At 72.8% G+C, this 21,598-nt stretch carries 20 protein-coding genes; 9 read left to right on the forward strand and 11 right to left on the reverse strand.

Features of this window, described 5'->3' with window-relative positions:
- Nucleotides 1-22 precede the first annotated feature (22 nt).
- The 3 genes from OG900_29890 to OG900_29900 form a co-directional block, all read right to left on the reverse strand.
- Entirely contained in the window at nt 23-1,771 is a 1,749-nt protein-coding gene (locus tag OG900_29890; GenBank protein WUH93916.1) for a phosphatidylglycerol lysyltransferase domain-containing protein, read from the reverse strand.
- A gap of 82 nt (nt 1,772-1,853) precedes the next feature.
- Nucleotides 1,854-2,930 carry a nicotinate-nucleotide--dimethylbenzimidazole phosphoribosyltransferase gene (gene cobT, locus OG900_29895; protein WUH93917.1) on the reverse strand — a complete coding sequence of 359 codons (1,077 nt, stop codon included), beginning with the start codon at nt 2,928-2,930 and terminating at the stop codon, nt 1,854-1,856.
- A gap of 424 nt (nt 2,931-3,354) precedes the next feature.
- Nucleotides 3,355-4,557, reverse strand: coding sequence for a bifunctional adenosylcobinamide kinase/adenosylcobinamide-phosphate guanylyltransferase (locus OG900_29900; GenBank protein ID WUH93918.1), 1,203 nt, complete (start codon nt 4,555-4,557; stop codon nt 3,355-3,357).
- Nucleotides 4,558-4,696: 139 nt separating this feature from the next.
- Between OG900_29900 and OG900_29905 the strand changes: the two genes are divergently transcribed.
- Nucleotides 4,697-4,903 (forward strand): hypothetical protein, encoded by a 207-nt coding sequence (locus tag OG900_29905; protein WUH93919.1) that lies wholly within the window; start codon nt 4,697-4,699, stop codon nt 4,901-4,903.
- A gap of 40 nt (nt 4,904-4,943) precedes the next feature.
- Here the strand turns inward: OG900_29905 and OG900_29910 are convergent, their stop codons facing one another.
- The 3 genes from OG900_29910 to OG900_29920 all read right to left on the reverse strand — a co-directional run bounded on the left by OG900_29910 (nt 4,944) and on the right by OG900_29920 (nt 7,777).
- The gene (locus OG900_29910; protein WUH93920.1) at nt 4,944-6,023 is read right to left on the reverse strand and encodes a trypsin-like peptidase domain-containing protein; all 1,080 of its coding nucleotides are present in this window, start codon (nt 6,021-6,023) and stop codon (nt 4,944-4,946) included.
- A 327-nt stretch (nt 6,024-6,350) separates the two neighbouring features.
- Nucleotides 6,351-7,082, reverse strand: a complete 732-nt coding sequence (locus OG900_29915) for a class I SAM-dependent methyltransferase (protein WUH95984.1) — start codon at nt 7,080-7,082, stop codon at nt 6,351-6,353.
- A gap of 110 nt (nt 7,083-7,192) precedes the next feature.
- On the reverse strand, nt 7,193-7,777 hold the full coding sequence (locus tag OG900_29920; protein WUH93921.1) for a DUF3043 domain-containing protein: 585 nt from the start codon (nt 7,775-7,777) through the stop codon (nt 7,193-7,195).
- A gap of 196 nt (nt 7,778-7,973) precedes the next feature.
- Between OG900_29920 and OG900_29925 the strand changes: the two genes are divergently transcribed.
- Genes OG900_29925 through OG900_29935 form a run of 3 tightly spaced genes read left to right on the forward strand, consistent with a single transcriptional unit; the run spans nt 7,974 to nt 10,205 of the window.
- A complete protein-coding gene (locus tag OG900_29925; GenBank protein ID WUH93922.1) occupies nt 7,974-8,765 on the forward strand; it encodes a PspA/IM30 family protein in 792 nt (263 codons plus the stop codon).
- Between the two features lie 24 nt (nt 8,766-8,789).
- Entirely contained in the window at nt 8,790-9,068 is a 279-nt protein-coding gene (locus OG900_29930; GenBank protein WUH93923.1) for a hypothetical protein, read from the forward strand.
- A gap of 57 nt (nt 9,069-9,125) precedes the next feature.
- On the forward strand, nt 9,126-10,205 hold the full coding sequence (locus OG900_29935) for a histidine kinase (GenBank protein WUH93924.1): 1,080 nt from the start codon (nt 9,126-9,128) through the stop codon (nt 10,203-10,205).
- A 16-nt stretch (nt 10,206-10,221) separates the two neighbouring features.
- Here OG900_29935 and OG900_29940 read toward each other — a convergent pair whose 3' ends face one another.
- The gene (locus OG900_29940) at nt 10,222-11,109 is read right to left on the reverse strand and encodes a GNAT family N-acetyltransferase (protein ID WUH93925.1); all 888 of its coding nucleotides are present in this window, start codon (nt 11,107-11,109) and stop codon (nt 10,222-10,224) included.
- Between the two features lie 40 nt (nt 11,110-11,149).
- Nucleotides 11,150-12,346: a quinolinate synthase NadA gene (gene nadA, locus OG900_29945; protein ID WUH93926.1), complete on the reverse strand. Its 1,197-nt coding sequence runs from the start codon at nt 12,344-12,346 to the stop codon at nt 11,150-11,152.
- Between the two features lie 246 nt (nt 12,347-12,592).
- Here nadA and OG900_29950 point away from each other — a divergent pair, with 246 nt between their 5' ends.
- The gene (locus OG900_29950; GenBank protein WUH93927.1) at nt 12,593-12,946 is read left to right on the forward strand and encodes an iron-sulfur cluster assembly accessory protein; all 354 of its coding nucleotides are present in this window, start codon (nt 12,593-12,595) and stop codon (nt 12,944-12,946) included.
- Between the two features lie 286 nt (nt 12,947-13,232).
- On the opposite strand, the gene OG900_29955 is transcribed toward OG900_29950, so the two are convergent.
- Together OG900_29955 and OG900_29960 are read right to left on the reverse strand one after the other, a co-directional pair.
- Nucleotides 13,233-14,846: a hypothetical protein gene (locus OG900_29955; protein ID WUH93928.1), complete on the reverse strand. Its 1,614-nt coding sequence runs from the start codon at nt 14,844-14,846 to the stop codon at nt 13,233-13,235.
- Nucleotides 14,847-14,954: 108 nt separating this feature from the next.
- Nucleotides 14,955-15,185 carry a hypothetical protein gene (locus OG900_29960; GenBank protein ID WUH93929.1) on the reverse strand — a complete coding sequence of 77 codons (231 nt, stop codon included), beginning with the start codon at nt 15,183-15,185 and terminating at the stop codon, nt 14,955-14,957.
- Nucleotides 15,186-15,388: 203 nt separating this feature from the next.
- Here OG900_29960 and OG900_29965 point away from each other — a divergent pair, with 203 nt between their 5' ends.
- Nucleotides 15,389-16,366, forward strand: coding sequence for a carbohydrate kinase family protein (locus tag OG900_29965; GenBank protein WUH93930.1), 978 nt, complete (start codon nt 15,389-15,391; stop codon nt 16,364-16,366).
- 441 nt (nt 16,367-16,807) lie between these two features.
- Here the strand turns inward: OG900_29965 and OG900_29970 are convergent, their stop codons facing one another.
- Entirely contained in the window at nt 16,808-18,169 is a 1,362-nt protein-coding gene (locus tag OG900_29970) for a cysteine desulfurase/sulfurtransferase TusA family protein (protein ID WUH93931.1), read from the reverse strand.
- Nucleotides 18,170-18,440: 271 nt separating this feature from the next.
- Here OG900_29970 and OG900_29975 point away from each other — a divergent pair, with 271 nt between their 5' ends.
- Genes OG900_29975 through OG900_29985 form a run of 3 tightly spaced genes read left to right on the forward strand, consistent with a single transcriptional unit; the run spans nt 18,441 to nt 21,561 of the window.
- Nucleotides 18,441-19,430, forward strand: a complete 990-nt coding sequence (locus OG900_29975; protein ID WUH93932.1) for a cytochrome c oxidase subunit II — start codon at nt 18,441-18,443, stop codon at nt 19,428-19,430.
- Nucleotides 19,427-21,166 (forward strand): cytochrome c oxidase subunit I, encoded by a 1,740-nt coding sequence (gene ctaD / locus OG900_29980; protein ID WUH93933.1) that lies wholly within the window; start codon nt 19,427-19,429, stop codon nt 21,164-21,166. The genes OG900_29975 and ctaD overlap by 4 nt, the downstream gene beginning before the upstream one ends.
- Nucleotides 21,163-21,561, forward strand: coding sequence for a cytochrome c oxidase subunit 4 (locus tag OG900_29985; GenBank protein ID WUH93934.1), 399 nt, complete (start codon nt 21,163-21,165; stop codon nt 21,559-21,561). Before ctaD ends, OG900_29985 begins: the two co-directional genes overlap by 4 nt.
- Nucleotides 21,562-21,598: the final 37 nt, after the last annotated feature.

The following is a 21,598-nucleotide window of genomic DNA, read 5'->3' on the forward strand; positions in this document are numbered from 1 at the left end:
CCCTCCCGTGCCCGTGCGGGCTTCACCGGGCCTCCTCCTCCACCCGCTCCACCGGTCGGCGGCGCAGCGGCGGGGGGAGGCGGGGGACGCCGAGGAAGCCCTCGGCGCGGGCGCCGGCGAGGCCGATGCGGGGGAGTTCGCTCGTCTTGCCGAAGAGGACATAGCGCGGCTCCCAGATCGGCCGGAATTTGGCGTTGGCGCGGTAGAGGGACTCGATCTGCCACCACCGTGAGAAGAACGTCAGCAGGGAGTGCCACAGGCGCAGGACGGGTCCGGCGCCGAGCCGGGAGCCGCGGTCGAAGACCGACCTGAACATCGCGAAGTTCAGCGAGACCTGCTCGATGCCGACCTCCTCGGCGCGCTGGACGAGTTCGATGACCATGAACTCGATCAGGCCGTTGTCGGAGCCGCGGTCACGCCGCATCAGGTCGAGGGACAGGCCGTTCCGGCCCCACGGCACGAAGCTCAGCAGCGCCCGCGGCGTACCGTTCCCGTCCGCGCACTCGACCATCACGCACCGCCCGTCGGCGGCGTCGCCGAGGCGCCCGAGGGCCATCGAGAAGCCGCGTTCCGTCTGGCCGTCGCGCCAGTCGTCGGCACGCTCCAGCAGCGCGGCGAGCTCGCCCGGCGGGATGTCGGCGTGCCGCCGGACGCGTACCGTGCAGCCTGACCGGCGTACGCGGTTGTACGCCTGCCGGACCGTACGCATCGCGCGCCCTTCGAGGGTGAAGCCGGCGGTCTCCACGATCGCCTCGTCGCCGAGTTCGAGGGCGTCCAGGCCGTGCCGGGCGTAGACCCTGCCGGCCTCCTCGCTCGCGCCCATGACGGCCGGCACCCAGGCGTGCCGGCGGGCCTCGGCCAGCCAGGCGTCGATGGCGCCGGGCCAGGCCTCGGGGTCGCCGATGGGGTCGCCGGAGGCGAGGGAGACGCCGCCCAGCACGCGGTAGGCGATCGCGGACTTGCCGCTCGGCGACCAGATGACGCTCTTGTCGCGGCGCAGCGCGAAGTAGCCGAGCGAGTCGCGCTCGCCGTACTTGTCGAGCAGGGCGCGCAGCCGCTGCTCGTCCTCCGCGCCCAGCAGTTCGCGGCCCCTGGGGGAGCGGAAGGCGACGAAGAGGACGAGGACGAAGAGCAGGGTGCTCATCACATTGATCACGACGTCCACCCAGCCGGGGGTGGAGATGGTCATGAAGGCGCTGTCGTCGGGGACCAGGGAGACCAGCCGCAGCAGGGCGTAGCCGAAGCTGTCGCCGAAGGTGCCGCCGTGCTGGGAGTCGGTCGCCGCGACCAGGCCGGTGCCGACCAGCGCGGCCAGCACCAGGCCGGCGGCGGCTGCCACCGCCGCCTGCCACGGGTTGGCGGGGTCGCCCTTGGCGCGGAATTCCCGCCGGGCGGCGAGCAGCGCGGTCAGGAAGGCGCTGGTCAGGGCGAGCGAGATCCAGTTCTGGGCGTGCTGGTGGATGTCGGGCCACACCATGCTCAGCGCGAGCGCGGCGAAGAACAGTCCGGCCAGGACGAGGTTCAGGATCCAGGCGGCCCGTTTGCGGCGGCGCATGGTGACGGCGAGGAAGAGGGCGATGGCGCCCGAGGTGTAGCCGGCGGTCAGCAGATACGGGGTGAAGTAGTCCTGCGCATTGTGCCGCCTGATGTCGGCGCCGAAGGAGACCCAGACGGCGCCGAGGAAATTCAGCGCGGCCACCGCGCGCAGGTACCAGACCGTGAAGACCGCGCTGCGCGCCGCTGGGCGGCGCGGTGGCCGCGGACTTCCCATGGGTGGGAAGCGTAGAGCCAAATGTCTGATTTACGGCATATTACGCTCTCAGGGCGTGTCGGGGCCCTGCGCCGGGCGGAGGCTAGGCCTCCACCGCCTCCTCGACGGGCTCCGCTCCCTCTTCGACGGGAAGCTCGGCGGACATCGCCGCCGCGGCCTGGATCAGCGGCAGCGCGAGCAGGGCGCCGACGCCGCCGCCCAGCCGGATGCCGTGGTCCAGCAGCGGGTCCAGGGAGATCCGGTCCAGCGCCTTGGCCTGGCCCGGCTCGCCGGTGGCGTGGCCGGCCAGCCACCAGTCCGGTGCGCGAAAGGCGATGCGCTGGGCGAGCAGCGCGCAGGCCGCGCTGACGACGCCGTCGAGCACCACGGGCAGCTTGCGCACCGCGGCCTGGAGCAGGAAGCCCGTCATCGCGGCGAAGTCGGCGCCGCCGACAGTGGCCAGCAGGGCGAGCTGGTCGCCGAGCACCGGGCGGGCGCGGCGCAGGGAGTCGCGGATCGCGGCGCACTTGCGCATCCAGGCGAGGTCGTCGATGCCGGAGCCGCGGCCGGTCACCACGGAGGCGTCCGTGCCGCACAGTGCGGCGATCAGCACGGCGGCCGGGGTCGTACCGCCGACGCTCAGGTCACCCAGCAGCACCAGGTCCGTGTCGGAGTCCGCGTGCCGGTCGGCGAGTTCCGTACCCGTACGGAAGGCCTGCTCGGCCTCCTCGCGGGTCAGCGCGTCCTCGACGTCGATACGGCCGGAGCCGCGGCGCACCCGATACGCCGTCACCTCGTCCGGCAGGTCCGCCGGGTCGCAGTCCAGCGCCATGTCGACGACGTCGACCGGTACGCCGAGGCGGCGCGCGATCACGTTCACCGGGGCGGTTCCCTCGATCGCGGCCTGGGCCAAGGCACTCGCCGTGCCGGGCTTCCTGGCCGAGACGTCCAGTTCGGCGATGCCGTGGTCGCCGGCGAAGAGGATGACGCGGGGCGCGGTGATGGGCCGCACCGGGACCACCCCCTGCACGGCGGCCAGCCAGTCGGCCAACTCCGCGGCCTTCCCCAGCCCTTCGGCCGGCCGCACCAGCGCCCGCCACCTGTCCGCCGAGTCCCGACGCAGCCTTGCGTCGGGGCGCTCCACCAGGGAGCCGAAGTCGTCCAGCACGATGCCACTCACCCGCCGAACCCTAACCTAGCCCGCCCCCGGGCTCCTCCGTCCCCCTCCCGCCCCCGGGCCGGCGCCGCCCCGCACCCCCGTGCCGGCTTGCTCGCGCCCTTGGGCGGGTTCCTCGTCCTGTTGCGTCCGCAGTCACGGTCCGCCGTGGCCGGCCGCGCGGTTCCCCGCGCCCCCCGCCAGGGGCGAACGCTGGTCGGTGGAGGGCGCAGGCCCAAAAGGGGCGCGGGGAACTGCGCGCTCAGCCCTCCACCGGCCGGTGGTCCGGGTTCGACAGCAACAGCCCCTTCGGGCCGGTGGCGACCCGCGCGCCCGGTGGGGGCCAGCCGCGCAGTTCCCCGCGCCCCTGGGGGTGCCGCCTGCCGTGGAGGGTGCGGGTCTGGAGGGGGCCGCGTCAGCGGAGGGTGCGGGTCTGGGGGGTGCCGCGTCAGCGGAGGGGGAGGGGGAGGCCGGCGATCAGGAGGAGGACGTGGTCGGACTCGGCGGCCATCGCGGCGTTGAGTCGGCCCAACTCGTCGCGGAAGCGACGACCCGCGGGGGTGGCGGGGACCACGCCCGAGCCGACTTCGTTGGAGACCGCCACGGCGGTGCGACAGGTCGCACGCCATGCCGCGGCCAGCGCGTCCGCACGGGCGCGTACGCGGCGGGCGGCGCCGTTGTGCCAGGCGTCGTCGTCCCACGCCCCCTCCGTGTCGAGGACGTCGGTGAGCCACAGCGCGAGGCAGTCGATGAGGAGCGGGGGGCCGGAGCCGTCCGCGAGGAGCGGGGTGAGGTCGCAGGTCTCCAGGGTGCGCCAGCCGGCCGGGCGGCGTTCGCGGTGCCGGGCGACGCGGTCGGCCCAGTCGGCGTCGCCCTCGCGGGTGCCGCCGGTGGCGACGTAGAGGACCTCGGGGAAGGCCGCGAGGCGGCGCTCCGCCTCGGCGGACTTGCCGGAGCGGGCGCCGCCCAGCACCAGGGTGCGGCGCGGCACATCGGGCACGGCGTGGTAGTCGCCGGCGACCAGCGTCGTACCGTCCGGCACGGCCCTGGCGCCGTATGCGGCCAGCCGCCGGCCCAGCTCGGGCTGCGGCGGCGCGTCGTGGTCGATGTGGACGGCGACCACGTCGGTCGTGCCGGCCACGGCGCCGGCCGCCCGCAGCCGGGCGAGCGCGTCGGGCCGCCCGATCGCGTCGAGCAGCACCAGGTCGTACGGCGGCTCGTCCGTGCCGCCGATGCCCGCGGGGGCGCAGCCGGGCGGCAGGTACAGCAGCCGCAGGCCGTCCGGCGACTCGACGGCGTAACCCGTACCGGGCGCGTCCATCGCCAGCGCCCGTACCTTGTGCCCGGTGATCAGGGTGAGCCGCTGCCCGTCCGGCACCCGGGTGGGCGCGGGCAGCCCGGCCGGGATCTCCACGGCAGGGCCGTCGTGCGGGTGCGAGAGCAGGACGAGGCGCAGCCCGGTGAGGCTGTGCCCGGCGCGGGCCGCCGCCAGGGCCACGCCCGGCGTCAGGTCGAGCAGCACCACACCGTCGACCAGGACGGAAGCCGGGGCGCGGGCGCCGTCACCCACGGCGAGGGCGCAGGCCGCGCAGGGGCAGTCCGGGACGGGCAGGCCTTCGGGCCCCGCGGTGCCGAGGAGAGTCGCTTCCACGGCACGATCGTCTCGCGTCGCGCCGCGCGGGGCGCGCGGGGTCCGCCATGTGGCGACGGCCCCACCACCGCCGACCCCGCAAGTTACGCTGCCTGGGCAGCTTCCGCAGCACTCTGGACTCGGCACCGAGGAGACACACATGGCGTGGACGTGGCGGTTCGAGAAGGCCGACGGCACCGAGGTGCCGCCCGCGGTGCAGCCCGAGGAGTTCACCACGCAGGGCGACGCCGAGTCCTGGCTGGGCGAGGCATGGAAGGAGCTGCTCGAAGGCGGCGCCGACCAGGTCGTCCTCTTCGAGGGCGACGCGAAGATCTACGGCCCGATGAGCCTGCACGCCGACGCGTGACCGCCGGTGTCCCCCGCGCGAGCGGGGGACACCGCCCGCGTCAGCCCAGCGACGCCAGCGTGACCTGCGCGGTCTGCGTCACACCGTTCCGGTCGAAGGTCACCGTCACCTTCGCGCCCGGCTTGAGCGCCGCCAGCGCCGTCGTGAGGCTCTGCACGGTGGTGATCGGCTTGCTGCCGAGCTTGGTGATCACGTCGCCGGACCGCAGCCCGGCCTTGGCGGCGGCGCCGCCCTTGGTGGCGGACACGATCGCGACACCCGCGGGCTGCTGGTTCTGGTCGACGACACCGCGGACGGTCACGTCGAGCGCGGCCCGCCCCGAGTCGGTGACCTTGCCGTTCTTGATGATCTGCTCGGCGATCCGCGTCACCGTGGACGCCGGGATCGCGAAGCCGATGCCGGGCGCGGCACCGCTGCCGAGCTGCGGGTCGGTGGCCGCCAGCGTGGGGATGCCGATCACCTGGTTGTCGAGGTTGACCAGGGCGCCGCCGCTGTTGCCCGGGTTGATCGCGGCGGACGTCTGCACCATGTCGGGGATCGTCGCCCCGGTGCCGCCGCCGGAGGAGCTCTCGCTGACGGTACGGCCGGTCGCCGACACGATGCCCTGCGTGACGCTGCTCGACAGGCCGAGCGGATTGCCCATCGCCAGCACGATCTGGCCGACCGCGACCTTGCCGGAGTCGCCGAAGTCGGCCGGCTTGAGGCCCTTCGGCGGGGACGTCAGGCGGATCACCGCGAGGTCGCTGGCGGGGAAGGACGAGACCAGCTTCGCGCCGAGCGGGCTGCCGCCGGTGGCCAGGGACACCTGGAAGTTCGTGGCATTGCCGACGACGTGGGCGTTCGTGACGATGTCGCCCTTGTCGTCGAAGACGACGCCGGAGCCGAGGTCCTGGTCGGTGGTGATCTGCACCACGGACGGCAGGACGGCCTTGACGGTGTTCTGGTACGCCGTCTGCAGGTCGCTGCCGCCGTTTGCCGCGACGACCCGGGCGTTCGCCTCCGGCGAGGACGGGTTTCCTGATGCGCCGGACGTGCAGGCGCTGACAGTCATCGCCAGGCCCAAGACGGCTGCGCCTGGCATAAGGAGCGTACGAGGTCGCCTCATACCGGCATCCTCCATCCCCCCGCCCCCCCTCACCCGCCCCCGACGTCCATCCGGGTGTCCCCCCGGGCACCCAGGTGGTTGCCACTTGCTGTGGCGTTCGCGTCTTTCCCGCCTCTTCGGCGGGGCGCGCGGTTCCCCGCGCCCCTGAAAAACGCGTGCCCTCTGCGCAGAGCCCCTGCCAGGAGCAGACGCTGGGCGCAGGAAGACGCGGACCCAAAGGGGCGCGGGGAACTGCGCGCCCAGCCACGATGGCGCCGCAGGCAGGCAACGCACCGCAAGGGGCGATCACCCAGGGGCACGGGGAACTGCGTGGCAGGCCGCGTACCCCGAGACGGGGGGACGTCAGGCGCGGATGGCGCAGAGGTGGAGAAGCGCGGCCACTCCGCGGTACGGATCGGAGCGGCCGGCAGCAGCCTCGGCGTCGAGGAGCGTGGCGAGGGCGCCCGGGTCCGCGGGGGCGAGCGCGTGGTCGGGGGCGGTGTCGGTGAAGACCCGCACGCCGTACCAGGTGTGCAGCGGCACCCCGATCCCGGCCAGCGTCGTCGTCATCGGCGCCAGCCGGTCCGCGCGGGTGGCGAGCCCGAGGCGGTTGACGTAGCCGGGGGACCCGAAGGCCTGGAGCGCGGAGGCGTAGTCGCCGAGCAGTCCGGGCCGCATGGCCAGGGCGTCGCCGTTGCGGACGACGAGGGACAGCAGTCCGCCGGGTGCGAGCACCCGGGCGAGCGCGGCGAGCATCGGATCGGGGTCGGGCACGTACATGAGCACGCCGTGGCAGAGGACCACGTCGAAGCAGGCGGGGCCGAAGTGCCGGCCCGTCTCGCGACCGTCGCCCTGGAGGGCGACGAAGCGGCTCCGCACATCGGCGGGCTCCGCCGCGACCGCCGCCCGCAGGGCGGTGAGCATGGCCGGGTCGGCTTCGAGGCCGGTCACGAGGTGCCCGGCGCGGGCCAGCCGCAGGGCCTGCGTGCCCTGGCCGGGGCCGATGTCGAGGACCCGCAGCCGCCGCACCGCGTGGGCGCCGCCGGCGGGCGGGAAGTGCGCGGCGAGCTGCTCGTCCAGCTGCCGCGCGACCAGTTCCTGCCTGACGGTGTTCCGCAGGCCGCCGAGACCGGCCAGCCAGGTGTCGGCGCCGCCGTGGAAGCCGCCCGCGCCCGGGGCGGGGTGCGGGTCGGGGACGAAGCCGTTCAGAGCTTGGCGCCGCGCTGGACCTGCGGCTTGGGGAGCCGCATCCGGCGCATCTGGAGCGTCCGCATCAGGCCGTAGGTGACCGCCCGCCGGGTGTTCTGGTCGGGGAAGCGCGCGGCCAGCTGGCGGCGCAGCGCGAAGCCGGTGATCACCGAGTCGACCACGATCAGCACGATGACCAGGACCCACAGGAACAGCGAGAGCGTCTGCACGGAGGGCACGAGGCTGCCGACGAGGATCAGCACGGCCATCGGCAGGAAGAACTCGGCGACCCGGTAGCGGGAGTCCACGTAGTCGCGGGTGAATTTGCGCACGGGGCCCTGGTGCGCGGCCGGCAGGTTGCGCTCGTCGCCGTTGGCGAGGGCCTCGCGGCGCTTGGCCAGGTCGACCCGGCGGGCCTCGCGGGCCTGCTTGGCGGCCGCCTTGCGGTCGGTCGGGGTGTTGACCGCCTTGCGGCGCTGCTGCTGGGACTCGCTGCGCTTGGGCGTGGGGCGACCCTTGGGAGCCTGCGGGTCGCGGGACTGGTCCTCGAGCACTGCGGCTACGGCGAGGGCCTGCTCATCTTCGGAACGGCGTCGGAACACAACTCCAAGGTTACGTGCTTCCGCCGTTTGACCCCAGCCCCTGCCTACTACCTGGGCAGGGGGTGGCCGAACCGTGATCGTCCTTGCGGATGAGCGCATCCGGGCCCGAACAGTGCGGTAATGGAACCAAGGCCCGTAGGCTGGGGTCTGTAGAGGTGCTGGAGCAGTTTGCCGGAGAAGGGGGCGCGCGAGGCCCATGAGCGGTGTCATGAAGCGGATGGGACTGATCTTCCGCGCGAAGGCCAACAAGGCCCTGGACAGGGCCGAGGACCCGCGCGAGACGCTTGACTACTCGTACCAGAAGCAGCTGGAGCTGCTGCAGAAGGTACGGCGGGGTGTGGCCGATGTCGCCACCTCCCGCAAGCGGCTCGAACTGCAGCTGACCGAGTTGCAGAAGAAGTCGTCGACGTACGAGGACCAGGGCCGCAAGGCGCTCGCGCTGGGGCGCGAGGACCTGGCCCGCGAGGCGCTGTCGCGGCGGGCGGCCCTGCAGCAGCAGGTCACCGACCTGGAGACGCAGCACACGACGCTGCAGGGCGAGGAGGAGAAGCTCACGCTGGCCTCCCAGCGCCTGCAGGCCAAGGTGGACGCCTTCCGTACGAAGAAGGAGACCATCAAGGCCACCTACACCGCCGCCCAGGCGCAGACCCAGATCGGCGAGGCCTTCTCCGGCATCTCGGAGGAGATGGGCGACGTCGGCATGGCGATCCAGCGTGCCGAGGACAAGACCGAGCAGCTGCGGGCCCGCGCGGGCGCGCTGGACGAGCTGATCGCGTCCGGCGCCCTGGACGACCCGACCGGCATGGCCAAGGACGACCTCCAGGCCGAGCTGGACCGGATCTCCGGCGGCAGCGACGTGGAGCTGGAGCTCCAGCGGATGAAGGCCGAGCTGGCGGGCGGCAGCGCCCCGCAGGCGATCGAGGGCGGCCAGGGCAAGCGTGACGCCCAGGGCCAGCCGCAGGACACCCCGAGGTTCGACAAGCAGTAGGCGCCCGCAACGGAGGAGGCCGTCATGATCGCGCGGATCATGGGGGAGGGCCAGGTGAGGTTGGCGGAGGCCGACCTCGCCCGGCTCAACGAGCTGGACACCGAGCTGCTCGCCGCGGTGGAGACCGGTGACGAGGAGGGTTTCCGGCGCACGCTGGGCGCCCTGCTCGACGGGGTCCGCAGCCTCGGCGTGCCGCTGCCCGACGACGCGCTGGAGCCGTCCGAGCTGATCCTGCCCACGGCGGACGCCACCCTCGACGAGGTCAAGGCCATGCTCAAGGACGACGGGCTGATCCCGGGCTGACCGGCAGACCATCCGGCGCGAACGGCGGGGGCTCTGCCCCGGAATACAGTGGTTACCGTGCAGTATCCCAGGAGAGCTCCCGGCCGGCCCGTGCGGTGGCGCCGGGATGTGCCGCACCGCGGGGTGCTGTGGGCCGTGCTGCTGTCGGTCTGCGCGCTGTCCACCGTCCTCGTCGTCCGGCACCGGGTCGACGGCTGGGCCGTCGCCGTCGTCGCCTGGACGGGCACCGCCCTTGCCGCGGCTGACGCCGTACGGAGCCGCCGGGCCTATGCCGCGGCGATCGCCGAGCGGGCGCTGCGCGCGGAGGAGACCCGCGAGGAGGAGGCCAAACGCCGGGTCGCCGAGGAAAGGCTGCGGATAGCCCGCGAGTTGCACGACGTCGTCGCCCACCAGATCGCACTGGCCAATGTGCAGGCGGGTGTTGCCGCGCACGTCATGGACCGCCGCCCCGACCAGGCCCTCCAGGCGCTCGCGCACGTACGCGAGGCGAGCCGGTCCGCACTGGACGAACTGCGCGCCACCGTAGGCCTGTTGACGCAGCGCGGCGAGCCCGCCGCACCGATGGAGCCGGCCCCGGGCCTCGGCCTTCTCGACCAACTCCTCGACGGCTTCCGGCGGGAGGGGCTGCGGGTCACCGTCGAGGAGCGCACCGGCGGCGACCCCGCACCGCTGCCGCGCGCACCGCTGCCGGCCAGCGTCGACCTCACCGCCTACCGGGTGATCCAGGAGTCGCTGGCCAACGTGCGCAAGCACGCCGGGCCCGGCGCGGACGCGGTCGTACGGATCAGGCGTGATCCGGGGGCACTTGAGGTCGTGGTGGACGACGACGGGGCGCCCGGCACCGCGGAGTCGCCGCCACCCGGGCAGAGCGGGCCGCGCCCCGACGCGGCGGGCGACGGCGGTTCGCAGGTGCCGCCCGGCATCCCCTGCCCCGGCCGCCCCGTCGAGCGCGGCACCGGCGGCCCCGGCCTGCTGGCGATGTACGAGCGGGCCAGCGCCCTCGGCGGCATCTGCCGGGCCGGCGCCCGCCCCGGCGGCGGCTTCCGGGTCTGGGTCCGCCTCCCGCTGTCCGCCCCGCACGGCACCCAGCGCCACCACCCGGCGTCCCCCGCCCCGGCGGAGGGGACCTGCGGCTGATCGGCGGCCGCGGGCCTCAGAGGAAGAGCGGCGAGGGGATGTACGGGTTCGGCGGGCGCATCCCGCGCAGGCACACATACCCGGCGTTGGAAATCTCCAGGCCCGCCGCGACCCCGACGTCCACCGCCCACTCCTGCTCGGCGGTCAGCCCGGCCACCCGCACCGGTCGGCCCTGCGGCATGCTCACCAGGGCCGCCGTCAGCAGCCGGGTGGCCAGCCGGCGGGACGTCGCGGCCAGCAGCTCCACACCGCGGTCGTCGGCGTAGCAGTAGCCGCTGCCCGCCAGGTCGTCCACGACGAACAGCCGGAAGTGCCGCGGCATTTCCTCGTGGTCGGGCCCGTGGGCGCCGCCCCGGGTGCGGCGGTCGACGGAGTCCATCAGGTCCCGGTGCCTGGCGGTGCCCTCGTGCACGGCGCCGTCCAGCGGCGCCAGGCCCGCCGGGTCGACCACCCCGGTCAGCCGCATCGCCGGATGCAGCGTGAAACCCGCCCTGCGGAAGGTCCGCGGCGCGGCCGGATGCCGGGTGCCGCAGATGATGCCCCGCAGGCAGGCCCGCCCGTGCACCAGCGCCCGCGCCATCAGGGCCTTGCCGACCCCCTTGCCCTGCGCGCCGGGTGCCACCGCCAGCAGCGACAGGCCCCAGGTGCCCTCGCGCCGGGAGGACAGCACCGCGCCCACCGGGCCGGCCAGCTCGTCCTGCGCGATCCAGCAGCCGCCCGGGTCGGTCCTGGCCAGATGGCGGGTGCGGCCGCGCTCCCGTGCGGCGACCTCGGGCCGCCCGCCGGATTCCTCCGGGAGCGCCGGGTCGCCGCCGATCTCCCGCGGGGCGCCGAAGGCGGCGGCGGTGACCTCCCGCACGACCTCGGCGTCCTCCTCGTCGTCCCGAACCGGTCGAAGGATCACCGGTCCATCATCGCGCCGGACCGCCCGTACGGGCAGGGTTTTACGGCAGTGCGAGCATCTGCTCCAGGGCCAGCTTGGCGAAGTGCTCGGTCTCGGGGTCGACTTCGATGCGGTTGACCGGCTTGCCGTCCGCGAGCGACTCCAGCGCCCACACCAGGTGCGGCAGGTCGATGCGGTTCATGGTCGAGCAGAAGCAGACGGTCTTGTCGAGGAAGACGATCTGCTTGTCCGGGTGCGCCTTGGCGAGCCTGCGCACCAGGTTCAGCTCGGTGCCGATCGCCCACGCCGAGCCGGCGGGGGCCGCGTCCAGCATCTTGATGATGTACTCGGTCGAGCCGACGTGGTCGGCGGCGCTGACGACCTCGTGCTTGCACTCGGGGTGCACCAGCACGTTGACGCCGGGGATGCGCGCGCGGACGTCCTCGACCGACTCCAGCGAGAAGCGGCCGTGCACCGAGCAGTGGCCGCGCCACAGGATCATCCTGGCGTCCCGCAGCTGCTCGGCGGTCAGCCCTCCGCCCGGCTTGTGCGGGTTGTAGACGACGCATTCCTCCAGCGGGATGCCCAGATCCCGCACCGCGGTGTTGCGCCCCAGGTGCTGGTCGGGCAGGAAGAGCACCTTCTCGCCCTGCGAGAAGGCCCACTCCAGCGCGCGCCGCGCGTTGGACGAGGTGCAGATCGTGCCGCCGTGCCGACCGGTGAAGGCCTTGATGTCGGCCGAGGAGTTCATGTACGACACCGGGACGGTGACATCGGCGACGCCCGCGTCGGCCAGCACGTCCCAGCACTCGGCGACCTGCTCGGCGCTGGCCATGTCGGCCATCGAGCAGCCGGCCGCCAGGTCGGGCAGGATCACCTGCTGCCGGCTCGACGTGAGGATGTCCGCGGACTCCGCCATGAAGTGGACACCGCAGAAGACGATGTACTCCGCCTCCGGCCTGGCCGCCGCGTCCCTGGCCAGCTTGAAGGAGTCGCCGGTCACATCGGCGAACTCGATCACCTCGTCGCGCTGGTAGTGGTGGCCGAGAACGAAGACCTTGTCGCCGAGGCGGGCCTTGGCGGCTCTGGCGCGCTCCACCAGGTGCGGGTCGGACGGCGCCGGGAGGTCGCCGGGGCAGTCCACGCCCCGCTCGCTGCGCGGGTCGGACTCGCGGCCGAGCAGCAGCAGCGCGAGCGGGGTGGGCTGTACGTCCAGGGTTTCTGTGGTGGTCACGGGCCGGACGCCCTTTCTTTGCATCGCAGACCTTTTCGTCTACTTGACACTATCTATCATAGCCCGTTCGCGTCAGATTGACGATGTCTGGTCTCGTCAATGTGACGCATTCGTCCATGGCTGCCGCGCGGGAGCGGCGGTGTGCGAGCATGGTGGTGACGAAGACGCCGCGGACTCGCCCGATCCCGCTCGACCCGCCCGGAATGAATCCGGAAGGGCGCCGGTTGGCAGTCGGTAAGCCAGTAGTCCGTACAACCCGGGAGTAAGCAGATGACGGTTCAGGACGAGACCAGCACGACGGACGGCATCCTCCTGTCGGATGCCGCCGCCGGCAAGGTGAAGAGCCTGCTGGAGCAGGAGGGCCGGGAAGACCTCGCGCTGCGGGTCGCTGTCCAGCCCGGCGGCTGCTCGGGCCTGCGCTACCAGCTCTTCTTCGACGAGCGCGCGCTCGACGGCGACGTCGTCAAGGACTTCGGCGGCGTCAAGGTCGTCACCGACCGCATGAGCGCGCCCTACCTGGGCGGCGCGTCGATCGACTTCGTGGACACGATCGAGAAGCAGGGCTTCACGATCGACAACCCGAACGCGACCGGCTCCTGCGCCTGCGGCGACTCTTTCCACTGAGCGTCTGCCCGGCGCCAATACCCTGCCGGGCAAGCTCAAAGAGGCGCCGGGCTGCATGTGATTCTGCAGCCCGGCGCCTCTGCTCTGCGGGGCGGGCCAAAGGGGCGCGGGGAACTGCGCGCCCAGCCCTCCACCGTGGCGCGGGTCGCCACCGCCCCGAAGGGGCAGCTCGGTCCGCTCCGGACCACCGGCCGGTGGATGGCTGAGCGCGCCCACGCGGCGCCGGCCGCAGATCGAATGCAGCCCCGCTGCCCCTGGTGCTTGCCCGGCGGGGCAGCGGATCCCCCTAATGCCCGACCGGCAGGTCGGTGGTGGCGTCCACGACCGTACGGGCCCCCAGCGGCGAGCTGAGGGTGACCGAGGTGGTCTGGGCCTTGAGCATCGCCGGGCAGGGCGCTCCCGGATCCTTCGCCGTGCCGGTCACCCTGACCGTCACGGCGTCGGCCTGCTCGGACGCCGACGCCGCGTACGTCTCGCAGATCCCGCCCCAGAAGGTCAGCGTCAGCGACCTGCCGTCGGCCTGGTAGCCGGAGACCTTCTCGGGTGACACGGGGGAGGGGCCGCCGGGTGCGTTGCCGCCGCCCTGGGTGCCCTGGAGGTCGTCCTGGGTCACGGCCTGCTGGGCGATGACCGAGGTGGCTTCCGAGCCCTCGGGCCGCGCGGTGAAGAGCCAGGCGGGCACCAGTGCCTGGCCGCCGGGGACGAACTGCGGGGCCAGGCCGAATTCCGCGCCGATGATGTCGGTCGGCGACACGCGCGGCGCCACGCACGGCAGGCTGCGCGGCAGCGTCTTGTCCTGGCCCGGGAGGGTGGGCGACGCGGCATTCCCGCCGGGTCGCGCGGGCTGGGCCTGGCCCTTGCCGTCCGGCATCGGCACCTGGCAGGACATCCGGCCCTGCGGCTGCATGACCCGGGACGACAGGCTCCTGAAGGCCTGGTCCGCACTGATCACCGGGAAGCTGTCGCCCTTGGCCAGCGCCGAGAGCCGCCCCTGCCCGCTGACGATTCGGCCGTTCGGGTCGACGTCGAGGGTGGTGTCCCAGCCGTGCGTGGGCAACCCGCCGACCACCGGGTCCGCGGCCACCGTACGGATAGAGCCCGCCGTCCTTGACACGTCGACCCGTGCGCCGGACAGGCCCAGCCCGTCCAGGACGGGCGCCACCGACGCCCTGGCCCGCTGCTCGGAGACCGGCGGGCTGGCCGCGTCCGTACCGGAAGCCGGGGCCGACGCGGCCGGGGGAGCGGCCGTCGCCGAGCCCGCGGCGTCCGGGGCCGCGGGGGAGGCCGCGGCCGGGGGCGGGACCTGCGGGAGCGCGGGCGGCACCACGGTCCTCGCGCCCGGGGCGGCCTGGCCGTTGCGGGCGTACGACCAGCTGCCCGGCGCGTCCTGCCCGGCCAGCAGCGCGGGACCCGTACCGTCCGCGGCACCGACGCGCCAGGAGCCGTGGTCGGCGACCACCGGCCCGGTCAGGCCCAGCAGCGCCGCGAGCCGCTCGACCGCGGCCCGGTCGGCGCCGCCCTCGGGGCGGTAGAGAGGGGACGGCCCCGGGGTGTCCGACGGCAGGGTGCCGGCCAGCCGGTAGCCGCCGCCCGTGCCCGTACCGGCGACCCTGCCCGGCCCGCCGTCGGCCTTGCCCGGAAGCGTGGTGACCGGCCCGGCGTGCGCGGTCGTCGACTTCCCGCCGCCGCCCGCGGCCACCGCCCAGTAGGCACCGCCGCCCGCGGCGGCCAGCACCGCGGCGGCCACCAGGGCCACCGTCGTCCGCCGCCTGCGCGGTGCCCCGTCCCGCGGGCGCTGGTGCCCGCCGGGGGTCCCACCGACGAGGATGTCGTCGTCTCGACCGGTCTCGTGGCCTTCGCCCCGCGGGCGCACCTCATGATCGTCGTGCTCGCTGCTCACCGCGCACACTCCTCGGCTCGGTCAACCGTCAGGTGCCGATGTGACGCGGCAGCCCGCCCGACGGTTCCCCTCGGCCTGTCAGGACCGTGGGCCCGCGGCGGAAACGCGTCAGTCGCCGAACTCCGCCATGCCGGCCACCACATGGGCCGATGCCGCAGGCACCGTGATGCCGTGCAGGCCGGCCGGGGCGGCGGGGGTCCGCTCGCTGCCCGCCGGGACGCGCCAGTGCTCGGCCATCCGCCGGCAGTCGCCGATCAGCTGCTCCATCGAGTCCGGCTCGGCGAGCGGAACGGGGGCGAGCGGGGATGTGACACCAGTGACACGCGGGGTAGACCTCATATCACCGACACTAGGCACGGGTGGTCCGGGGAGAAAGCCCTACTATCGGGTAGTTTCGCCATCTCCCGCCGATCCACCGGCGGGACCGGCGGCAATCCGCGGATGTCCCGGCCGTGCCCGGGTTTGCCGGTAGCGTGGACGACTGCCCAGACCGACGCAACCCCCCCCGCGTACGAATCCCTCGCCCACAGGAGCCTGCCGCCGTGCGTATCGCCGTCACCGGATCCATCGCCACCGACCACCTGATGACCTTCCCCGGCCGGTTCGCCGACCAGCTGGTCGCCGATCAGCTGCACACGGTCTCGCTGTCGTTCCTGGTCGACGCCCTCGATGTGCGGCGCGGCGGGGTCGGCGCCAACATCTGCTACGGCATGGGCCTGCTCGGCACCTCGCCGATCCTGGTCGGCGCCGCGGGCAACGACTTCGGCGAATACCGCGCCTGGCTCCAGCGGCACGGCGTGGACACCGCCTCGGTCCGTATCTCCGAGGTACTGCACACCGCCCGCTTCATCTGCACCACCGACGCCGACCACAACCAGATCGGCTCCTTCTACACCGGCGCCATGAGCGAGGCCCGGCTGATCGAGCTGCAGCACGTCGCCGACCGGGTCGGCGGCCTGGACCTGGTGTCGATCGGCGCGGACGACCCCGAGGCGATGATCCGCCACACCGAGGAGTGCAGGTCCCGCGGCATCCCCTTCGCCGCGGACTTCTCCCAGCAGATCGCCCGGATGGACGGCGACGACATCCGGGTCCTGGTCGACGGGGCCGCGTACCTCTTCAACAACGAGTACGAGAAGGGCCTGATCGAGAGCAAGACCGGCTGGAGCTCCGAGGAGATCCTCGACCGGGTCGGCACCCGGGTCACCACGCTCGGCGCCAACGGTGTGCGGATCGACCGCAAGGGCGAGCCCCCGATCGTCGTCGGCTGCGCCGAGGAGCAGGCCAAGGTCGACCCGACCGGCGTCGGCGACGGCTTCCGCGCCGGCTTCCTGTCCGGCCTCGCCTGGGGCGTCGGCCTCGAACGCGCCGCGCAGGTCGGCTGCATGCTGGCGACTCTGGTCATCGAGACGCTGGGCACGCAGGAGTACGAGTTGCGGCGCACGCACTTCATGGAGCGCTTCACCAAGGCGTACGGCGAGGACGCCGCCGCCGAGGTCCGCCACCACCTGGGCGCCTGACGCGCCGCCGCTCTCCCCGGGCGCGCACCCCGGACCCGGCTGCTGCGTAAGGCGCCGCCTTCCGCGGGGCGCGATGGCTGGGCGGTGCCCCTTCGGCAGGGGTGCCCCCCCAGGGGTGCGGGGAACGGCGCGCAACCCACCACCCACCGTCGTGTGCGGACGGACCGCGACCAGCCCCCACCGGGCGCGCGGGTCGCCACCGGCCCGAAGGGGTTGTTGCCGTCGAAGACGGACCACCGGCCGGTGGGTGGCTGAGCGCGCAGTTCCCCGCGCACCTGTAAGGCGCCGCCTCACGCAGCGGCGCCCGCGCGGCGGCAGCCGCAGATCAGATACAGCCCCGCGCCCCTGAGGGGCGCCGCCCTACGCAGCGGCGCCCGCGCGGCGCCGGCCGCACATCAGGTGCGGTCCCGCGCACCTGTAAGGCGCCGCCAGGCGCAGGGCTCAGGTGCGGCGGCGGACCAGGTAGGCCGTGCCGCGGGGGGCGGGGGTGGCGCCCAGGTAGTCCTGGGCGCGCATGGAGCACCAGGCCGGGATGTCCAACCCGGCCGCCTCATCGTCGGACAGGACAGTCACCGTGCCGCCGACGGGGACATCGCCGATGACCTTGGCCAGTTCGATCACCGGGATCGGGCACAGCTTGCCGAGCGAGTCGACGACCAGGCCCGCGTCGGGGGCCGGGGTGACGGCCGGCGGCGGGGCGAGGTGCGAGCGGACCTCGGCGACCAGCGGGGGCAGCACGTCGAGGAAGCGCGTGACGTCCGCCTCGGAGGTGCCCGGGGGGAGGGAGACCCGGACGTTGCCCTCGGAGAGCACGCCCATCGCCTTGAGCACATGGCTCGGGGTCAGCGTGCTCGACGTGCAGGAGGAGCCGGACGACACCGAGAAGCCGGCGCGGTCCAGCGCGGTCAGCAGCGCCTCGCCGTCCACGTAGAGGCAGGAGAAGGTCACCAGGTGCGGCAGCCGCAGTGTGCCGTGGCCGACCACCTCGACGTCCGGGACCAGTTCGGGCACCCGCGCCCTGATCAGGTCCACCAGCGCCGACAGGCGGGCCGCCTCCTGCTCGGCCTCCTCGCGCACCGCCCGCAGCGACGCGGCCGCCGCGATGATCGCCGGCAGGTTCTCGAAGCCGGGGGAGCGGCCCGACTCCCGTTCGTCCGCGGGGTGCTGGGGCGCGAACCTGGTGCCCTTGCGCACCGCGAGCAGCCCCACCCCGGCCGGGCCGCCCCACTTGTGCGCGCTGCCGGCCAGCAGCGACCAGCCGCCGTCGACCCGGCCCCACGCCAGCGACTGGGCCGCGTCCACCAGCAGCGGCACCCCCGCGGCCCGGCACAGGTCGGCGACCTCGGCGACCGGCTGGACCGTACCCACCTCGTGGTTGGCGGACTGCAGGCACACCAGCGCGGTGTCGGGCCGCAGCGCCGCCGTCACGTCGCCCGGCGCGACACGCCCGGCGCGGTCCACGCCGACCGCCGTGCTGTCGTAAGCGTCCGCCGCGTGCAGCACCGCCGAGTGCTCGACCGCCGAGACCACGATGTGCCGGCCGGTCCTGCGCCGTCCGGCCATCGCCCCCGCGACACCGTCGTGCAGCGCGCGGGTCCCCGAAGGAGTGAAAACCAGTTCGTCGGGGCGGCACCCGACGGCCGCCGCGGCGGTCTCCCGGGCCGCGTCGAGCAGCAGCCTGGCCCGCCGCCCCTCGCGGTAGAGCCGGGCCGGGTCGGCCCACCCCTCGTCGAGGGCGGCCAGCAGCGCCTGGCGGGCCACCGGATGCAGCGGTGCGGCGGAAGCCATATCGAAATAGGACACGTCGGCACGCTACGCCCCGAAGCTTCCGCCAGGGTGTCCCAGGGCCGGTGAGCGGCCGGGCGCTGTGTCAGAACACCTGCCGCGCGCGGGATTCCATCCCTTCGGGGAGAGCCCCGGCGCGTTGGACCCCCTCCCCGCGCGACCCCAAATAGCGTCCAGTAGGGTTTGGTCCGCATAAACATCCACACCTCAATGCCTGCACTCGGGCCGACCGACCAGCACACGGCCGGAACACCCGGACGCGCGGGCGAGACTCTCGGGAAGGCGCTACGTGAGTCCCAACGGCTCCGACCTCCCCCACCGCCCCAAGGGCGTGGGCGGCACCCCCACGTCACGGCGTGGGTTGCGGCGGAAGCTGCCGCAGGCGCTGGCAGCGGGTCTGGTCCTTGCGACGGCCACTGGTTGCTCGTACAAGGATTATCCCCGGCTCGGCATGCCCAGTCCGGCCACCGAACAGGCACCACGGATCCTCGCCCTGTGGCAGGGCTCCTGGGCCGCGGCACTGGCGACCGGTGCGCTGGTCTGGGGCCTGATCCTGTGGAGCGTGATCTTCCACCGCCGCAGCCGGACCAAGGTCGAGGTCCCTGCGCAGACCCGCTACAACCTGCCCATCGAGGCGCTGTACACGATCGTCCCGATCGTGGTGATCGCGGTGCTCTTCTACTTCACCGCCCGCGACGAGAACAAGCTGCTGGAGACGTCGAAGAAGCCGCAGCACATCATCAACGTGGTGGGCTTCCAGTGGAGCTGGGGCTTCAACTACGTCGAGAACGTCGACGGCACGCCGGAGCCCGCGAAGGCGCCCGCCGCGCTGAGCGAGATCCCGGCGAACAAGCTGCTGTTCCCGCCGGGCGCCGAGGGCGTCTACGACGTCGGCACCCCCTCCAGCCGCAACCCGGAGACCGGCAACCCCGGCCCGACCCTGTGGCTGCCCGAGGGCCAGACCGTCCGCTTCGTGCTGACCTCGCGTGACGTCATCCACTCGTTCTGGATCGTGCCGTTCCTGATGAAGCAGGACGTCATCCCGGGCCACACCAACGTCTTCGAGGTGACTCCCAACAAGGAGGGCATCTTCATGGGCAAGTGCGCCGAGCTGTGCGGTGTCGACCACTCCCGGATGCTGTTCAACGTGAAGGTCGTATCGCCCGCGGCGTACCAGCAGCACCTCAAGGACCTCGCCAAGGCGGGGCAGACGGGCTACCTCCCGTCCGGTATCGCCACCACGGGCAACGCGAAGAACTCGGAGCCCAAGACCACATGAGCATTCTCAACGAACCGCAGGGCGCCGCGACGGCCGACGACTCCTACGCGGACGAGATCCCGGCCCGCCGCAAGAAGCCCGGATCCGTGGTGATCACGTGGCTGACCACCACCGACCACAAGACCATCGGCACCCTGTACCTGGTCACGTCGTTCGCGTTCTTCCTCATCGGCGGCGTGATGGCGCTGCTGATGCGGGCCGAGCTGGCGAGGCCCGGCAACCAGTTCCTGTCCAACGAGCAGTTCAACCAGGCCTTCACGATGCACGGCACCGTGATGCTGCTGATGTTCGCGACACCGCTGTTCGCCGGGTTCACCAACTGGATCATGCCGCTGCAGATCGGCGCGCCCGACGTGGCCTTCCCGCGGCTGAACATGTTCGCCTACTGGCTCTACCTGTTCGGCTCGCTCATCGCGGTCGGCGGCTTCGTCACCCCGCAGGGTGCGGCCGACTTCGGCTGGTTCGCGTACTCGCCGCTGTCCAGCGCGGTCAACTCGCCCGGCGTCGGCGCCGACATGTGGATCATGGGTCTGGCGCTCTCCGGCTTCGGCACCATCCTCGGCGCGGTCAACTTCATCACCACGATCATCTGCATGCGCGCACCCGGCATGACGATGTTCCGCATGCCGATCTTCGTGTGGAACGTGCTGCTGACCGCCGTCCTGGTGCTGCTGGCCTTCCCGGTGCTCGCCGCCGCGCTGCTGGCGCTGGAGGCCGACCGAAAATTCGGCGCGCACATCTTCGACTCCGCCAACGGCGGGGCGCTGCTGTGGCAACACCTCTTCTGGTTCTTCGGCCACCCGGAGGTGTACATCATCGCGCTGCCGTTCTTCGGCATCATCTCCGAGGTCATCCCGGTCTTCAGCCGCAAGCCGATGTTCGGCTACATCGGCCTGGTCGCGGCGACCATCTCCATCGCGGGCCTGTCCGTGACGGTGTGGGCGCACCACATGTACGTCACCGGCGGTGTGCTGCTGCCGTTCTTCTCGTTCATGACCTTCCTGATCGCGGTGCCGACAGGTGTGAAGTTCTTCAACTGGATCGGCACCATGTGGAAGGGGTCACTGAGTTTCGAGACCCCGATGCTGTGGTCGGTCGGCTTCCTGATCACCTTCGCCTTCGGCGGTCTGACCGGTGTGATCCTGGCGGCCCCGCCGCTGGACTTCCACGTGTCCGACTCCTACTTCGTGGTGGCGCACTTCCACTACGTGGTCTTCGGCACTGTCGTCTTCGCGATGTTCGCCGGCTTCCACTTCTGGTGGCCGAAGATGACCGGCAAGATGCTCGACGAACGGCTCGGGAAGATCACCTTCTGGACGCTCTTCTTCGGCTTCCACGGCACCTTCCTCGTCCAGCACTGGCTGGGCGCCGAGGGCATGCCGCGCCGGTACGCCGACTACCTGGCCGCCGACGGCTTCACCACGCTGAACACGGTCTCCACGATCAGCTCGTTCCTGCTCGGCCTGTCGATACTGCCTTTCCTCTACAACGTGTGGAAGACCGCGAAGTACGGCAAGAAGGTCGAGGTCGACGACCCGTGGGGCTACGGCCGCTCGCTGGAGTGGGCGACCTCCTGCCCGCCGCCGCGGCACAACTTCACCTCGCTGCCGCGTATCCGTTCCGAATCCCCGGCGTTCGACCTGCACCACCCGGAGATTTCGGCGATCGACGCCCTCGCGGCGCACGGCGCGAGCACGGCCATTACCGGTGCTGAGGGCAAGGGAGCGGGTCAGTGAAGGTCCAAGGTTGGATGTTCGGCGGCTTCGCCCTGTTCATCCTGGCCACCGCCGTCGTGTACGGCCTGTGGTCCAAGGAGCCGACCGGCACGACCGCGCTGTTCCTGGCGTTCGCGCTCTGCACCATGATCGCGTTCTACCTGGGCTTCACCGCGAACCGGGCCGACACCGGGGCGATGGACAACGAGGACGCGGACGTCGCCGACGACGCCGGCGAGGTGGGCTTCTTCAGCCCGCACAGCTGGCAGCCGCTGATGCTGGGCACCGGTGGGGCGCTGGCCTTCCTGGGCGTCATCTTCGGCTGGTGGCTGCTGTTCTTCTCGCTGCCGGTGATCTTCATGGGGATCTTCGGCTGGGTGTTCGAGTACTACCGCGGTGAGAACCGCACCCAGTGACCACCCGCTGAACGGCCCGCCCCTTTTGCACCCCTCC

Source organism: Streptomyces sp. NBC_00433 (assembly GCA_036015235.1).
GTDB lineage: Bacteria > Actinomycetota > Actinomycetes > Streptomycetales > Streptomycetaceae > Actinacidiphila.

What these genes read in the sequence shown, in the direction of transcription:
- OG900_29925 (WUH93922.1), top strand. Translation starts at nt 7,974, where the DNA reads ATGAGCGGTGTCATGAAGCGGATGGGACTGATCTTCCGCGCGAAGGCC.
- OG900_29930 (WUH93923.1), top strand. Translation starts at nt 8,790, where the DNA reads ATGATCGCGCGGATCATGGGGGAGGGCCAGGTGAGGTTGGCGGAGGCC.
- ctaD (WUH93933.1), top strand. Translation starts at nt 19,427, where the DNA reads ATGAGCATTCTCAACGAACCGCAGGGCGCCGCGACGGCCGACGACTCC.
- OG900_29905 (WUH93919.1), top strand. Translation starts at nt 4,697, where the DNA reads ATGGCGTGGACGTGGCGGTTCGAGAAGGCCGACGGCACCGAGGTGCCG.
- nadA (WUH93926.1), bottom strand. Translation starts at nt 12,346, where the DNA reads ATGCAAAGAAAGGGCGTCCGGCCCGTGACCACCACAGAAACCCTGGAC.
- OG900_29890 (WUH93916.1), bottom strand. Translation starts at nt 1,771, where the DNA reads ATGGGAAGTCCGCGGCCACCGCGCCGCCCAGCGGCGCGCAGCGCGGTC.
- OG900_29960 (WUH93929.1), bottom strand. Translation starts at nt 15,185, where the DNA reads ATGAGGTCTACCCCGCGTGTCACTGGTGTCACATCCCCGCTCGCCCCC.
- OG900_29950 (WUH93927.1), top strand. Translation starts at nt 12,593, where the DNA reads ATGACGGTTCAGGACGAGACCAGCACGACGGACGGCATCCTCCTGTCG.
- OG900_29910 (WUH93920.1), bottom strand. Translation starts at nt 6,023, where the DNA reads ATGGAGGATGCCGGTATGAGGCGACCTCGTACGCTCCTTATGCCAGGC.